Source organism: Methylobacterium indicum (assembly GCF_001043895.1).
GTDB lineage: Bacteria > Pseudomonadota > Alphaproteobacteria > Rhizobiales > Beijerinckiaceae > Methylobacterium > Methylobacterium indicum.
Map to the genome: position 1 here is coordinate 1 of NZ_JTHF01000003.1, position 15,136 is coordinate 15,136.

Consider the following 15,136-nt stretch of genomic DNA (forward strand, 5'->3'; position numbering starts at 1 on the left):
GCCGGTGATCGGGCCGGTCGAGAGGCCGATATGGCCGTGGCCGAAGGCGAAGATCAGGCCCTTGTGGCGCGGGGCGGGTCCGATCACCGGCAAGCCGTCGGGGGTCGAGGGGCGCGAGCCGAGCCAGGGCCGGTTGTCGAGGGGCTGGCCGAGGCGCACCGTGCCGGCGGCCTCCTTCGCCGCCGCCTCGATCTGGCGGTAATCCGGCTCGGCGTGGCGGTCGGCGACCTCGACGCCGGAGAGCACCCGCACCCGGCCCTCGCCCATCGGCGACAGGATCGAGGCGGCGCCGGTGTCGTAGATCGGCCGGGTCAGGGCCGGGCTGCCGGGCAGGAGCGCGTAGTGGCGGTGGTAGCCGCGCTCGGCCGCGAAGGCGAAGCGGTAGCCGAGGGGGCGCGACAGCTCGTTGGCCGCCGCCCCCGTCGCCAGCACGACCTGGCGCGCCCGCACCGTGCCGCCCGGATGGACGACGCGCCAGCCCTCGGCCTCGGGCTCGAGGCGGGACACGGTGGTGGGCAGGATCCGCCCGCCGAGGCCGGCGAACAGCTTTTCGCTCGCCTCGACCAGCCCGCCCGGATCGCCGACCGCGCCGGTCTCCGGCAGCAGCATCGCCCGGGCGAAGGGGCGGATCAGCGCCGGCTCCAGGGCCTGGATCGCGGGCCCGTCGAAGATCTCGAACGGCACGCCGTGATGGGCGAGGATCTCGCGCTCGAGGGCCGCCCCCGCGAAGGCTTCTTCCGTGCGGTAGAGCTTCACCCAGCCGCTCTCGCGCAGCAGGTGGGGCACGCCGGCCCGGTCGGCGAGGCGGCGATGCTCGGGGAAGGCGGCGTCGGTGAGCGGGGCCAACGCCGCGGCGGCCCGGCGCCAGGCCGAGGTCCGGGCGCTCGCCAGGAAATGCGCCGCCCAGGGCATCACCCGCAGGAGGTGGAGGTGGCGCAGCCGCAGGCCCGCATCGGCGTTGCGCAGATAGGCCGGCAGCTTGCCCCACAGGGCCGGGCTCGACATCGGGAAGATCGAGCCGCGGCTGACCACGCCGGCATTGCCGTAGGAGGTGCGGGCCCGGGCCTCGCCCGGATCGCACAGCACCACGTCGAGGCCGCTATCCTTGAGCGCGATGGCGGAGGACAGCCCCACCATGCCGCCGCCGACCACCACGATGTCGGCCGTCCGTTCGTCCTGCTGCATCACCTGAGTGTCTCGTATCGGTCAGTGGGGGAGGCCCGCGAGGTCGCGCACCGTGCCGAGGAGCACCCGGGTCGCCGCGTCGGCATCCTCCAGGGTGATCGACTCGGCGGGGTTGTGGCTGATCCCGCCGCGGCAGCGCACGAACAGCATCGCGGAGGGGCCGAGCGCCGCCATCGCCACCGCGTCGTGGGTGGCGCCCGACGGCAGCGGCAGCGGCGCGAAGCCGAGGCGCCGCGCCGCCCGGTCGAGGCCGGCCCGCAGGCCCGGATCGAGGCCGACCGCGGGATTGTCCATGAAGGTCTCGCTCGTGAAACCGACTCCGCGGCGCTGCGCGATCGCCCGGCACTCGGCCTGGATCGCCGCGAACAGGCCGTGGCGGTCGGGATCGACCGGCGAGCGCACGTCGAGGCTGAAATCGACCTGGCCCGCAATCACGTTGACGGCGCCCGGCACCACCGCGAGCGACCCCACCGTGGCGACGGTGCCGGGCATGCCCTCGCTGAGGCGCTCGACCGCGAGCGCCATCTCGGCGGCGGCGGCAAGCGCGTCCCGGCGCATCCCCATCGGCACCGTGCCGGCGTGGTTGGCCTCGCCCGTCACGGTGCAGCGCGCCCGGGTCAGGCCGGCGATGGCCGAGACCACGCCGACCGGCTGCACCGCCGCCTCGAGCGCCGGGCCCTGCTCGATATGGACCTCCAGGTAGCCGGCGACCTCGTCCGGGCGCCGGGCGAGCGCCGGGATCCCGTCCGGGTCGCCGCCGAAGGCCACCAGCGCCTCGCGCAAGGTGAGACCGGCGGCGTCGCGGCCCTCCAGCCACTCGGACCGGTACTGGCCGGCCCACGCCTTCGAGGTCGAGAGCGAGGTCGGGAAGCGGACGTTCTCCTCGTCGCCGAAGGCCACCACCTCGAGGGCGAAGGGCAGGGCCTCGCCGCGCAGCTCCTCCGCGACCACCAGGGCCGCCGCGACCCCGAGGGGGCCGTCGTAGCGGCCGGCATCGACCACGCTGTCGATATGCGAGCCGAGCACCAGGGCCGGCAGCCCCGGCGCGCGACCCTCCAGCCGCCCGACCACGGTGCCGGCGGCGTCGATCCGGGCCGAGAGGCCCGCCGCCCGCATCAGGTCCAGCACCGCCTCCGCCGTCGCCCGATGGGCCGGCGAGAGGTAGAGCCGGGTCAGCCGGCCGGGCTCGTCGGTGTGGCCGGCAAGGTCGTCGATCAGCGCCATCACGCGGGCGCCGAGGCGGAGGCTGGTCTCGGTCATTGCGGTCGCGACCCTTCGGGCGGGAACCACGGGGGTATGCAGGGACGGTGCCGCGGAAGGCAACCGGCCGCATCCCGCCTTCCCGGATTTCGTCAGCCGGCCTGCGGCTCGTCCGACGTCGCGTCGTCCGGGGAGCGGTCCCGTCGCACCGCCTTTCGGCGGGCCTCGCGCCGCAGCGGCCCGGCCACCGGGCAGACCTCCTGCACCAGGGCGCCGAGCTTGTTGACGAGGCTGTCCTCGACCAAGCTGTACTCGATCCGGTTGCCGTGGCGCGCACCGACGATCAGCCCGGCCGCCGACAGGATCGAGAGATGGCCCGACAGCGACGGCTTCGAGATCTCGAACCGCGCCGCGATCTCCCCGGCGCTGAGCGGACCGGCCGACAGGTAGGCGAGGATCTTGCGCCGGACCGGCGACACCAGCGCCTCCGCCATCACCTGCAGGCCGTCCGACAATTTAGGCCCCCGACTAATTAGACCGTTGACAAAATAGCAGCCCTCCCCACCCTGTGCAATTTAGGCTACAGCCTAAACAGGAGGCGGCGATGGCGGGCTCGGAGGCGTCGGGTGTCGAGGCGGGAGACGGGCTCGCACGGGACTACGCCGCCGCGCGGCACGAGGCGGAGCTCCTCGCCGGGGGCACGGGCGACCTCGCCCAGCGCACCCTGGCCTATCACCACCTCTTCCGCCACTCGGGCGGCGGCCACGCCTTTCCGCTCCTCGCCGCGCACGGTGCGCTCTGGGCCCGGGGCTACTTCGCCTGGGGCGGCCGGGCCGGGGCCGCGCTCTCCCTCGCGGCGCTGCACCGGCCGGACCTGCGCCGGGCCCGGCTCGCCGGCCTGGCGGGTTTCGCCGAGGCCTTCCGGGAGATCAACCGGCGGGTCTTCGTCGAGGTCTATGCGGGCTACCGCTTCACCCTGGCCCATGGCGAGCGGGCCGGCGCCGAGGCGCATCTCGATCCCGGGCTCCTCGACGCGCTCAACCGCTGCCACCGGGCCGGGCGGCGGATGCGGAGCCTGAACCCGGGCGAGCGGGCGTATCTGTTCGAGGCGTGCTTCCGCTGGGAGCAACGCGCCGTGGTGGCGCCGGCGGTCGCGGCGGCCGCGGCGGGCTTCGCCTGGGAACCGGTGCGGCGCCTGGCGCTGCGCCCCTCGATTCGCTTTGCCTATATGCCGCGCCGGGAGACGCTGCACTTCGCCGACTTCGCCGACACCGATGAGCGGATCGAGAAGGGGCTGCGCGCCTTCGCGATCGCCGAGGCGGTCGGCTGGGGCACGGTCGAGGCGCGGCTGTCGCGCTACGGCGCGCTGCCGGCGGGGTTCTTCGCCGCGGCCGGCACCGCCTTCCACGCCACCCGGGCGCGGCTCCTCGCGGGGGAGCCCGGCCCCCAGCGCCTGCCTCAGCCGGCGTGACGCACGGGACCGTCGAGGGGCGCCAGGGCATCCGGCGCCATCGTCGGGGGGTGCAGGCGCGCGAGGTCGCGGGCGAGGCCGGCGAGGTCCGGCACCGGGTCCCGATGCGGGACCGGCGTCCGACCATCACCGAACAGGGCGGCGTCGAGGGCGGCGAGACGCGGACCGGTGCCGGGATCGGCCCGCCAGAGGGCGGCGCGCGCCGGATCGCGGCGGGCAACCTCGCTGATGGCCGCATGGAAGGCCCGCGGGTCGCGCCGCCGGCCGGCCCGGGCCAGCGCCCGCAGGGCGGAGGCCCCCGGCGCCTCGCGGCGGCGCAAGGTTCGCCAGGCGCCGAGGCCGACGCCGAAGGCGGCGAGCCCCGCGGCCAGCACCCGCCAGGGCGAGGCCGGGGCGGGGGGCGGAGCCGCCTCGACCGCCGCGGCGCGGCCGCCGATGATGCGGGCCGGGATCTCGGCCTCGCGCATCACCCGCGCCTTCGTGTCGAACCACGGGATGGTGATCGCCGAGAGCGTGATCGGCTCGGGCACGCCGGGGCGCACGTCCCAGCGATAGGTCACGCGGGCGACGGGACCCGCCGGGGTGATGCGGGTCTGCCGCTCGACCGGGCCGGCGAAGGTGAGGACGCCGCGGGTGCGCAGAACCGGCCGCGGCGGCAGGGCGTCGGCGGTGAGGCCGCTCGCCTCCAGCGTCACGGTGCGGCGCGCCGGTTCGCCGAGCTTCAGGGTCTCGGGCTCGGGCTCCCAGGCGTCGGTCACCGTCAGGTCCCGGGCCGGCAGCCACCAGGGCTCCGCCGCCTCGGGCCCCCCCGGGCCCTGCCAGGCCGCGACCGCGATCGGCAGGGGAGGGGAGCGCACCTCGACCACCCGGCGCTCGCCGTTGTCGACGATCGTCAGGCGATGGATGAAGGGATCGACGGTGAAGCGGCCGGGTCCCTGCGGAAACACCGCGACGACGCGCTCGAAGCTGCGGGCTTCCTGGCCCTGGATCGTGGTGCGGGACCAGCGGTCGCGGCCGAGCTGGGTCCAGCCGAAATGCGGCAGGCTCGGCTGGCGCAGCTCCTCGAGCGCGATCTGGGCCCGGTAGACCCCGTGGATGCGCAGCAGCACCATCTCGCGCGGATAGGGCTCGGCCGAGCCCGGGGTCTCGGCCGTGACCGTGAGGGTGAGGTCGCCCTCCTCCAGCGCCCGGGCGGGAGCGGCGGCGAGCACCAGCACGACCGCGAGCAGGCTTCCGCGCGCCCTGCGCCACGACGTCACCATGGATTGCTCCCGGGCTGCACGGCGGTGCCGTCGGCGCGGCGGCGGGTCTGCTCGGCGAGGATGCGCAGGCGGACGAAGCGGCCGGGATCGTCCGGCAGGGTCGCGAGCCAGTGCCGGTCGGGGCGGATCTCCCGGGCCTCGAAGCTCTTCGAGACCCGACGCACCTCGCGCTCCACCACCTCGGACACGCTGGCATTGCCGCCGCCCTGGCGCCCGCCGCCCTCGGCGTCGCTGGCCGAGCCGCGGGCCTGGCCGCGGCCGGGATCGACCGCCCGCTGCTCGGCCTTGCCGGTGCGGGCGGCCTTGGAATTGCCGGGCGAATCCGCCGCCGTGGAGGCCTCGCGGTGACCGGCCAGCCCCTCGCCGGTCGAGGCGGTGCCCGCATCGTTGGCGTCGGATTCGGTCTTGGTGGCGTAGCGGGTCGTCGCGTCGGCCTGGGCGTTGGCCTCTCCGGCGGTGCGCCCGCCTGGAGCGTCCGGCGTGTCGAGCAGGCGCGCCATCAGCTCGCGGTTGGCCTTGGCGTCCTCGTCGGACGGGTCGCGGACGAGCGCCGCGTCGTAGGCGGCCATCGCGCCCTTGAGGTCGCCGGCGAGCGCCAGCGCGTTGCCGCGGTTGTAGGGCGATCCCGCGAAGGCCTCGGCGGCTTCCGGATAGCGGCCGGCGGCGTAGAGGGCCGTGCCGCGCCAGGCCGGGTCGTCGCTGATCGCGGCCGCGAGGCCCGGCATCCCGGCACCCATCAGGAGGCGGGCCAGCGCGGCGGGCTCGACCGCGAGTCCGACGAGGGCGAGGCCACCGGCGGCGAGAAGCGCGATCCGCATCAGGCGCTCCGCCGAAACAGCATGAGGACCGGCAGCAGGGCGAGGCCGGCGAGCCAGCGGCCGAGATCGCGCCAGGCCAGCACCGCGTAGCCGCCCTCGGCGAGGTGGCGGGCGACCGTCTCGGAGATTGCCGCCAGCACGGGAGCCGGCGCGTCGAGGCTGCCGGCACTGCCGCCGCCGGTCGTGGCGAGGCGGGCCATGCCGGCGCCGTCCGGCCGCGGCGCCTCGGGCGGCAGGGCGGGATCGGTCACCAGCACGGTGTGCACCCGGTGGCCGTCCGCCGCCAGCGCCGCGGCCTCGCGCATTGCCGCGTCGTCGAGGCCGCCGCCGTCGCTCACCAGCACCACGTCGCCGGTCACCACCGCGCCCTCGGCCAGCGTCCGGCGGGCGAGCGCCAGCGCCCGGGCCGGGTGGCTGCCGCGATCCGGCACCGTGGCGCCGTCGAGGGCGAACAGGATCGTGCCGAGGGAGTCGCGGTCGGTGGTCGGCGTCGCCGCGAGGTAGGCGTCGCCCGCATAGGCCACCAAGGCGACCGAGCGGGTGCCGGCGGCCTCGGCCAGCGCCTGGGCCAGCACCCGCATCTCGCCGAGGCGCCCGCCCTCCGCGACCGAGCGCGACAGGTCGAGGCACAGGATCGTCGCGTCGAGGTTGCGGAAGCCCGCCACGTCGCGCCGCTCCAGCGCCGGGCCGGCGAGGCCCAGCGCCAGGAGGGCGCCGGCCAGCACCAGGAGGACCTGCCCGCCCCGGCGCCCCGGCCGCACCGCCCCGCGGGCGGCGAGCGCCGCCATCAGGTGCGGCTCGACGGCCCGGACCCAGTCGCCGAGCGGCGCCGAGCGGTGGGCGGCGCGCCAGGCGAGCAGCCCGAGGACCGGCAGGGCGAGGAGCCACCACGGGCGCAGGAGCGTGACGGCTTCGGTCATGGACACGTCCTCACGCGGCCCTCCGGGTCAGCAGCAGGGCCAGTGCCGAGAGCAGGGCCACGGCGCCGGGCCAGGGCCAGAGGTCGCGGCGCAGCGGCACCGGCGGGGCCCGGTCGCGGCCGCCTTCTAGGGCGTCGATGCTGTCGGCCACCCCGGCGAGGTCGTCGGTGGTGCGCACCCGGAAGAAGCGGCCGCCGCTCGTCGCCGCGACGTCGCGCAGGGCGTCCGAATCGACCACGTCCTGCTCGCCGTTCGCGTCGGCGAGGTCGCGGGGGCCGAGCGCGATGGTGTGGACCCGGATGCCGAGCTCGCGGGCGAGCACGGCGACGTCCCGCGGGGTGGTCTGGCCGGCATTGTTGGCGCCGTCGGAGAGCAGCACCACCACCTTGGAGGGACCCGGGAGGGTTTGGAGGCGCTTCAAGGCGAGGCCGAGCCCGTCGCCGATACCGGTCGAGCGGCCGACGAGCCCGATCTGCGCCTCTTCGAGCGCCCGGGCGACGGCCTTGGTGTCGAAGGTCGGGGCGGCAGCGACGTCGGCCTGGTCGGCGAAGATCACGAGGCCGACCCGGTCGCCGGTCCGGCGGCGGATGAAGTCGGCGCCGACGCGCTTGACCGCGGCGAGCCGCGAGGAGGTGCGCCCGTCGAGGGAGAAGTCGATCCGCTCCATGCTGCCCGAGAGATCGAGGGCGAGCACGATATCCCGCCCTGAGGCCGGCAGAGCCGCGCCGGGCAGGACCAGCCGCGGACCGGCGAGCGCGGCGACGAGGGCGACCCAGAGGAGCCAGGTCAGCGCCGCGCGGCCCCGCACCCCGACGGTGAGCGGCCCGCCGCGATCGAGCCCCGCGACGAGGGAGGCGGGGACGGCGAGCGCCCCGCTGCCCCCGGGCCGCGGCGGCAGGAAGCGGGCGGCCAGAAGCGGCAGCGGCAGGAGCAGGGCGGCGAGCGGTGCCGCGAAGTCGAGGGAGGCGAGCCCGGCCATCGGCGTCAGGCCCGCAGGCCGGCGACGAGGCGGGCGAGCCCGGCCTCGGCGGCCGACAGGTCCGGCACCGGCCCCGGGGCGTAGAGGGCCTCGGTCAGCACCCGGCCGGGGCCGCGGCCGAAGAAGTCGGTGCGCAGGGCGGCGTCGAGCCCCGCCGGCCCCTCGACCCCGAGGCTGCGGGCGAGCCGCCGGCTGAGGCGGGCCAGGGCGAGGCGGCGCTCGGCGGGCGGCAGGGCGCGGGCGGCGGCGAGCTCGGCGAGCGCCGCGCGCCGAACCGGGCGGGCGCGCCAGCGCGGCCACAGCCAGGCGACGAGACCCGCGAGCGCGAGGCCCGCCACGACCGCCGCCAGCACCCCGGGCCGGACCAGACCCGGATCGGGCGGCAGGTGCAGGCCGCGCAGGGCGGAGAGCGCGCCGGGGGGAACCTCACAGCACGGCATCGAGCCGCTCCATCAGGGGGGCGACCCCCTCGGGACCCATCTCGGAATCGACGCGCAGGGTCGCGACGCCGAGGCGGGTATAGGGCGCGACGCGCTCCTCCGGCGCCGGCCGTGCCTTGGCGAGTCCCTTGGCCGACTCCTTGGCCGGCCGGGCGGTGCCGCGCCGCCCGTCCGGGGTGGCGTAGGGATAGAGGCCGGGCGGGGCGGCGCGCTCGAACGGGTCGCTCACCAGGATCAGGCTCACCGAGATGCGCTCGGCCAGGACCGCCACCGCCTCGGCAAACCCCTCGCCCGGCGCGTCGAGGGCGCTCGCGAGCACGAGGTGCCCGCCCGCCGGCAGCAGCGCGCGGGCCCGCTCCAGCACGGGTCCGAGCGGCGGGTCGGGGTCCAGAGGGCCGAGGAGCGCGCGCTCGTGGGCCCGCGCCAGGGCCTGGCACAGGGCCGCCATGCCGCGCCCGCCGCCCGCGGGCGGCAGGGCGGCGGGCTCGGGAGCCGCGACGCAGAGACCGACCCGGCCGCCATCGCCGACGATGCGCCAGCCGAGCAGCGCCAGCGCCTCGGCGGCGGCGACCGAGCGCAGGGCCCGGCGGGTGCCGACCAGCATGGAGGGCCGGAAATCCGCCACCAGCACCACGGCGCGGTCGCGCTCCTCGTGATGGGTGCGGACGTGGAGCGATCCCGTGCGGGCGGTGACGTTGCGGTCGATGTGGCGCACGTCGTCGCCCTCGGCGAAGGGGCGCACGTCGTCGGGCTCCGTCCCGCGCCCGCGCCGCCGGGTGACGAGGCCGCCGGGCAGGCCCGCGCGGACCCGGGTCGCCGTGCCGGCGCCGCGGCGGGCGAGGTGGCGCAGGCCCATGAGGGCGGCGGCCTCGAGGGCGATGCCCGGGGCCTTGAGCGGATCGGAGCCGGGAAGCGGCCGTGCCACGGTCGGGACGATCCTCAGAGCGGGTGCACCCGGTCGAGCAGGCCGGCGACGAGCGCCCGGGTGGTCTGCCCCTCGGCGGCGGCGCGCCAGGTGAGGGCGAGGCGGTGGGCGAGCGCGTCGGGAGCGAGCGCCACGATGTCGTCCGGGGTGACGTGGTCGCGCCCGTGCAGGTAGGCCCGGGCCTTGCCGGCGAGCATCAACGCCAGGGTGCCGCGGGGCGAGACCGGATGCTCGATGGCGCCGCGCAGGTCCGCCGCCGCCGGCCCGCCCCGGGTGGCGGCGACGAGGCGGACGAGAAAGTCCTTGAGCGCCGGCGAGACGTGGGTCTTGAGCGCGGCGGTGCGGGCGGCGCGCAGCTCTTCCGCGGTGAGCCGCACCGGCATCGGCGCGACATCCTCGGTCATCTCGCCCTCGACGAGATCGAGGATGCGCCGCTCGGACGCCTCGTCCGGCATCTCGACCACGACGTGGAGCAGGAACCGGTCGAGCTGCGCCTCCGGCAGCGGGAAGGTGCCGGCATGCTCGATCGGGTTCTGGGTCGCCACCACCATAAAGGGATCGGGCAGGGCATGGGTGGTGCCCGCCACCGTGACCTGGCGCTCGGCCATCGCCTCGAGCAGCGCCGACTGCACCTTGGGCGGGGCGCGGTTGACCTCGTCGACGAGGACCAGGGAATGGAACAACGGGCCTTCCAGGAACTCGAACCGGCCGCCGTCGGGCCGCCAGACCGTGGTGCCGGTGAGGTCGGCGGGCATCAGGTCGGGGGTGCACTGGATGCGGGCGAAGCCCGTATGCAGCCCGTCGGCGAGGCGCTTGACCGCCCGGGTCTTGGCGAGGCCCGGCGCCCCCTCGATCAACAGGTGGCCGCCGGTGAGGAGCCCGATCAGCAGCCGCTCGACGAGGCCGGTCGAGCCGATCAGTCCGGCTTCGAGACCGGTCCGAAGGGCGTGGAGCCGCGCGCGCCCCGCATCGTCGGGCGCCGGTGTCGCCCCGACGAGGTCCCGCGCCACCGCCTGCTCAGCGCCTCGCGCCATCCGCTGCGTCCCCTCCGCCGCGCCGGTGCTTCGATGGCCCGGCCTTGGGTGGATCAGGCCGTGTCTTGGGGGCAGCGTCAATCCCGTGGGAGCGAGTGCCGACGTGTTCTTAAGTCCGCGGTGAGACCGGGGACGTCCTGACACAATCTCCCACGCAGGCGGGACCCTTAAGCTCCCGCCTGCGTGGGGCCCGAAGTCCCGCGCCTTGCCCGGTCGAATGCCCTCACACCGTCCAGGGCGCCGGCCGGTTCGCGCCGAGCCCGTAGCGGGCGACCGCCTCCGCCGCCGTCGCTCGGTCGAGCTTGCCGTCGTCGGCGAGCGCCGCGAGCGCCGCCACCGCGACGTGGTGACGGTCGACCTCGAAGAAGGCCCGCAGCGCGCTGCGGGTGTCGCTGCGGCCGAAGCCGTCGGTGCCGAGCGTGACGTAGCGGGCCTGGATCGCGGTCGCGATCAGCTGCGGATAGGCGCGGACGTAGTCGGTGGCGGCGACCACCGGGGCGGGACCGGACAGCGATTCCTCGACGAGGCTGCGCTTCGGCGGCAGACCCGGATTGAGGCGATTCGACCTTTCGACCTCGCGGGCTTCGCGGGCGAGCTCGCTGAAGCTCGTGACGCTGTGGACCTCGCTGGCGATGCCCCATTCCTCGGCGAGGAGCTTGGCCGCCGCGATGACCTCCGGCAGGATAGCCCCCGAGCCGAGAAGACGAATAGCCGGCTCATCGTTTCCATAGCCGGCAAAACGGTACATCCCCCGGATGATCCCGTCCCGCACGCCGTCGGGCATCGAGGGCTGGGCGTAGTTCTCGTTCATTGCCGTGACGTAGTAGAAGGCGTCGACGTCGCGCTCCATCATGTCGCGGGCGCCGTGATCGAGGATCACCGCCATCTCGTAGGCGAAGGCCGGGTCGTAGGCGCGGCAATTCGGGATCGTCGCGGCGACGAGGTGGCTCGACCCGTCCTGGTGCTGCAGCCCCTCGCCGCCGAGCGTGGTGCGGCCCGCCGTGGCGCCGATCAGGAAGCCGCGGGCGCGCTGGTCGGCCGCCGCCCAGATCAGGTCGCCGACGCGCTGGAAGCCGAACATCGAGTAGTAGATGTAGAACGGCAGCATCGCGAGGCCGTGGACGCTGTAGGAGGTCGCGGCCGCGGCCCAGGACGAGATCGCGCCCGCTTCCGTGATGCCCTCCTCCAGGAGCTGCCCGTCGCGGGATTCCTTGTAGTAGAGCATCGAGCCGGCATCCTCCGGCTCGTAGAGCTGGCCGAGCGGCGAGTAGATGCCGACCTGCCGGAAGAGGTTCGCCATGCCGAAGGTGCGCGCCTCGTCGGCGACGATCGGCACGACGCGCGGGCCCAGCTCCTTGTGCTTGATCAGGCTGCTGAACAGCCGCACCGCCGCGGTGGTGGTCGACATCTCCTTGCCGTCGGCCTCGAGCGCGAAGCCGGCATAGGTCGAGAGATCCGGCACCGGGACGTGGGCCGCCGTGCGACGGCGCTTCGGCAGGAAGCCGCCGAGTTGTTCGCGGCGCTCGCGCAAGTAGCGCAACTCGCGGCTGTTCTCGTCGGGCTTGTAGAATTCCAGGCCCTCGACCTGCGCGTCGGTGAGCGGCAGGGCGAAGCGATCACGGAAGGCCTTGAGAGCGTCGGTGTCGAGCTTCTTCGCCTGGTGGGCGGTCATGCGCGATTCGCCGGCCCCGCCCATGCCGTAGCCCTTCTTGGTCTTGGCCAGGATCACCGTCGGGCGGCCCTTGGTGGCCTTCGCCGCGGCGAAGGCCGCGTAGAGCTTGCGGAAATCGTGGCCGCCGCGCTTGAGCTTGTCGACGTCGCCGTCCGACATGTGGGAGACCAGCGCCTTCACCTCCTCGTCCTCACCGAAGAAGTGGGCGAGGTTGTAGGCGCCGTCCTTGGCGCCCAGCGTCTGGTACTTGCCGTCCACCGTGGCGGCGAAGCGGCGCAGCAGGGCGTGGTTGGTGTCGCGGGCGAAGATCGCGTCCCATTCCGAGCCCCACAGCACCTTGACGACGTTCCAGCCGGCGCCGCGGAAGACGCTCTCCAGCTCCTGGATGATCTGGCCGTTGCCGCGAACCGGTCCGTCGAGGCGCTGGAGGTTGCAGTTGATCACGAAGGTGACGTTGTCGAGCTTTTCGCGGGCCGCCAGCGTCAGCGCGCCGATCGATTCCGGCTCGTCCATCTCGCCGTCGCCGAACACGCCCCAGACGTGCTGGCCGGCCGTCTCCGCGAGGCCGCGGTCGCTGAGGTAGCGCATGAAGCGCGCCTGGTAGATCGCGTTCATCGGCCCGATGCCCATCGAGCCGGTCGGCACCTGCCAGAACTCGGGCATCAGCCAGGGATGCGGGTAGGAGCACAGCCCCTCGCCGGCGATCTCCTGGCGGTAATGCTTCAGGTTGGTCTCGGAGAGCCGCCCCTCCAGGAAGGCGCGGGCATAGACGCCGGGCGCCGAATGCGGCTGGAAGAACACGAGGTCGGCGCCCGCGCCGGTGGCGTCGCCGGCCTGGAAGAAGTGGTTGAAGCCGAGCTCGAAGATCTCGGCGGCGGACGCATAGCTCGCGACGTGGCCGCCGAGCTCGCCGTAGGCCATGTTGGCCCGCACCACCATGGCGAGCGCGTTCCAGCGCATGATCGAGGTGATCCGCTCCTCGACCGCGAGGTCACCCGGATAGGGCGGCTGCTTCTCGAGCGGGATGGTGTTGCGGTAGGGCGAGTAGGGCGGCGCCTCCTCGACGATGCCGATCTCCCGCGCCTTCTGCTCCAGCCTGTCGAGGAGGAAGCGCGCCCGGGCCGCGCCGCCGTGGCGCAGGACCGATTCGAGGGAGGCGAGCCAGTCCGCGGTCTCGGCCGGATCCGGATCGGCCACGCCGCGGGGACCCAGGATCGCCTGACCGGTCGGGCGGTCGTTCTCGTTGACCGGCAGGGCCGGGCTCGGCTTGGCGCTCGCGCTCATGGCGTCGTTTCTCCCATCGATGGCGCCAGGATAATTCGCCGGTCGCGGCAGAAGCTGCTTCGTTTGCCGCCTTTGGAGCCGATCGCGCAAAACATTTTCGATTAAGCCGATCGGATCGGTCGTTCTTGCCACACATCGCGGGAGAAGCGGAACGGTTACCGGCCGGACTGGCCGCCACGCCCGACGGTCGTGGGTAGCGTCAATGGCACTTTTGTCCTAGCCTCCCGCTCGAAGTCGGGCCGTACGGGACCGGTGGTCCCGCCTGCGCCCGGACACGCTCGGGAGCCTCCGCGATGACCGCCAGCCTCCATGAGACGCCGTTGCATGCCCTGCACGGGGAGGCCGGCGCCCGGATGGTGCCGTTCGCCGGCTACAGCATGCCGCTGCACTACCCGCTCGGGCTTCTGAAGGAACATCTGCACACCCGCCAGGCTGCCGGCCTGTTCGACGTCTCGCATATGGGCCAGATCGCCGTACGGGCCCGCTCCGGCGACCCGGGCGACGCCGCTCGCGCCCTCGAGACGGTGCTGCCGATCGATGTCCTCGGCCTCGGCCTCGGGCGCCAGCGCTACGGTTTTCTGACGCTGCAGGGCGGCGGCATCCTCGACGACCTGATGCTCGCCAACGTGAGCGACCACTACCTTCTGGTCGTCAACGCCGCCAACAAGGCCGCCGACCTCGCCCACCTGCTCGACGCGATCGGCACCGCCTGCACGGTCGAACCGGTCGAGCGGGCCCTGATCGCGCTCCAGGGCCCGGGGGCGGAAGCGGCCCTCGCCCGGCATCTGCCGGTGGTGGCCGAGATGCGCTTCATGGATGCGCGCACCATCGCGTTCGCGGGCGAGGAGGGCGTGGCCGTCCGCTCCGGCTATACCGGCGAGGACGGGTTCGAGGTCGCGCTGCCGCCCGCCTCCGGCCTGGCGCTCGCCCGCGCGCTGCTGGCCGAGCCGGAGGTGAAGCCGATCGGCCTCGGCGCCCGCGATTCGCTGCGCCTCGAAGCGGGCCTGTGCCTGCACGGCTCGGATATCGGCCCCGAGACCTCGCCGGTCGAGGCCGGTCTCGCCTGGGCGATCCCGAAGGTGCGGCGCCGCGGCGGCGACCGGGCCGGCGGCTTTCCCGGGGCCGAGCGCATCCTGGCCGAGCTGGCGGAGGGACCGGCGCGGCTGCGGGTCGGCCTCAAACCCGAAGGGCGCACCCCGGTGCGGGCGGGCGCCGCCCTCTTCGGCTCCGCCGATGCGAGCGAACCGGTCGGCCGGGTGACCTCCGGCGGCTTCGGGCCGAGCCTGGACGGACCGGTCGCCATGGGGATGCTGCCACGCGCGCTGGCTGCGCCCGGCACGACGGTCTTCGCCGAGGTGCGCGGCCAGCGCCTGCCCTGCGCGGTGGTGCCGCTGCCGTTCCGCCCCGCCGGCTTCAAACGGTCCTGAACGAGGGGAAACACATGCTGAAATACACCGACGAGCACGAGTGGCTGCGCCTGGAGGGCGACGTGGCGACGGTGGGGATCACCGATCACGCCGCCGAGCAGCTCGGCGACCTCGTCTTCATCGAACTGCCGAAGGTCGGCGCGACGCTGACGAAGGGCGCCGCCGCCGCGGTGGTGGAATCGGTGAAGGCCGCCTCCGACGTCTACGCGCCGGTCGACGGCGAGGTGACCGCGATCAACGAGGCCGCGGTGGCGAACCCCGAGAGCGTCGGCACCGATCCCCAGGGCGCCGGCTGGCTCTACCGCGTCCGCCTCGGCGACCCGTCGCAGCTCGACGGGCTGATGGACGAGGCGGCCTATCGGGCCTTCGTCGGCTGACATGATTCCCGCCTAATCTATTTCGATACCAGTATAGCGCGGGATCCCCTCTCCCGTTTGGGAGAGGGGTAGGGGTGAGGGTGGAGACGGTGCAGCAAGAAAACTGAACCGTTCCGCCGCCAGCACGACGCTTCGAGTTTAA

14 protein-coding genes are annotated in these 15,136 nt (G+C 74.6%); 3 read left to right on the plus strand and 11 right to left on the minus strand.

The features are described from left to right. The 3 genes from QR78_RS00360 to QR78_RS00370 all read right to left on the minus strand — a co-directional run. Positions 1–1,185, minus strand: a 1,185-nt coding sequence (locus QR78_RS00360) for an NAD(P)/FAD-dependent oxidoreductase (RefSeq protein WP_048425493.1), incomplete at its 3' end; no start/stop codon positions are given. A gap of 21 nt (positions 1,186–1,206) precedes the next feature. Then, positions 1,207–2,445 carry an allantoate amidohydrolase gene (locus tag QR78_RS00365; RefSeq protein WP_048425494.1) on the minus strand — a complete coding sequence of 413 codons (1,239 nt, stop codon included), beginning with the start codon at positions 2,443–2,445 and terminating at the stop codon, positions 1,207–1,209. A 92-nt stretch (positions 2,446–2,537) separates the two neighbouring features. Further along, complete coding sequence (locus QR78_RS00370; protein WP_244276550.1) at positions 2,538–2,900, minus strand: metalloregulator ArsR/SmtB family transcription factor; 363 nt, start codon at positions 2,898–2,900, stop codon at positions 2,538–2,540. 89 nt (positions 2,901–2,989) lie between these two features. Between QR78_RS00370 and QR78_RS00375 the strand changes: the two genes are divergently transcribed. Beyond that, on the plus strand, positions 2,990–3,856 hold the full coding sequence (locus QR78_RS00375) for a hypothetical protein (RefSeq protein WP_048425496.1): 867 nt from the start codon (positions 2,990–2,992) through the stop codon (positions 3,854–3,856). Here QR78_RS00375 and QR78_RS00380 read toward each other — a convergent pair. The 8 genes from QR78_RS00380 to mdeB form a co-directional block, all read right to left on the minus strand. Next, entirely contained in the window at positions 3,844–5,118 is a 1,275-nt protein-coding gene (locus tag QR78_RS00380; RefSeq protein ID WP_048425497.1) for a BatD family protein, read from the minus strand. The genes QR78_RS00375 and QR78_RS00380 overlap by 13 nt on opposite strands. Then, on the minus strand, positions 5,112–5,993 hold the full coding sequence (locus tag QR78_RS00385; protein WP_048425517.1) for a hypothetical protein: 882 nt from the start codon (positions 5,991–5,993) through the stop codon (positions 5,112–5,114). The genes QR78_RS00380 and QR78_RS00385 overlap by 7 nt, the downstream gene beginning before the upstream one ends. After that, on the minus strand, positions 5,936–6,856 hold the full coding sequence (locus QR78_RS00390; RefSeq protein WP_048425498.1) for a VWA domain-containing protein: 921 nt from the start codon (positions 6,854–6,856) through the stop codon (positions 5,936–5,938). Before QR78_RS00390 ends, QR78_RS00385 begins: the two co-directional genes overlap by 58 nt. A 10-nt stretch (positions 6,857–6,866) precedes the next feature. Next, positions 6,867–7,835 carry a VWA domain-containing protein gene (locus tag QR78_RS00395; RefSeq protein WP_048425499.1) on the minus strand — a complete coding sequence of 323 codons (969 nt, stop codon included), beginning with the start codon at positions 7,833–7,835 and terminating at the stop codon, positions 6,867–6,869. A 5-nt stretch (positions 7,836–7,840) separates the two neighbouring features. After that, the gene (locus QR78_RS00400) at positions 7,841–8,275 is read right to left on the minus strand and encodes a DUF4381 family protein (RefSeq protein WP_048425500.1); all 435 of its coding nucleotides are present in this window, start codon (positions 8,273–8,275) and stop codon (positions 7,841–7,843) included. Then, positions 8,262–9,131 carry a DUF58 domain-containing protein gene (locus QR78_RS00405; RefSeq protein ID WP_082171821.1) on the minus strand — a complete coding sequence of 290 codons (870 nt, stop codon included), beginning with the start codon at positions 9,129–9,131 and terminating at the stop codon, positions 8,262–8,264. The genes QR78_RS00400 and QR78_RS00405 overlap by 14 nt, the downstream gene beginning before the upstream one ends. 83 nt (positions 9,132–9,214) lie before the next feature. Beyond that, positions 9,215–10,234, minus strand: coding sequence for an AAA family ATPase (locus QR78_RS00410; protein ID WP_048425502.1), 1,020 nt, complete (start codon positions 10,232–10,234; stop codon positions 9,215–9,217). 223 nt (positions 10,235–10,457) lie between these two features. Further along, positions 10,458–13,190: an alpha-ketoglutarate dehydrogenase gene (gene mdeB, locus QR78_RS00415; protein WP_048425503.1), complete on the minus strand. Its 2,733-nt coding sequence runs from the start codon at positions 13,188–13,190 to the stop codon at positions 10,458–10,460. 293 nt (positions 13,191–13,483) lie between these two features. Between mdeB and gcvT the strand changes: the two genes are divergently transcribed. Both gcvT and gcvH read left to right on the plus strand, forming a co-directional pair. Then, positions 13,484–14,617, plus strand: coding sequence for a glycine cleavage system aminomethyltransferase GcvT (gcvT, locus tag QR78_RS00420; protein WP_048425504.1), 1,134 nt, complete (start codon positions 13,484–13,486; stop codon positions 14,615–14,617). 14 nt (positions 14,618–14,631) lie between these two features. After that, positions 14,632–14,994: a glycine cleavage system protein GcvH gene (gene gcvH, locus QR78_RS00425; protein ID WP_048425505.1), complete on the plus strand. Its 363-nt coding sequence runs from the start codon at positions 14,632–14,634 to the stop codon at positions 14,992–14,994. Positions 14,995–15,136: the final 142 nt, after the last annotated feature.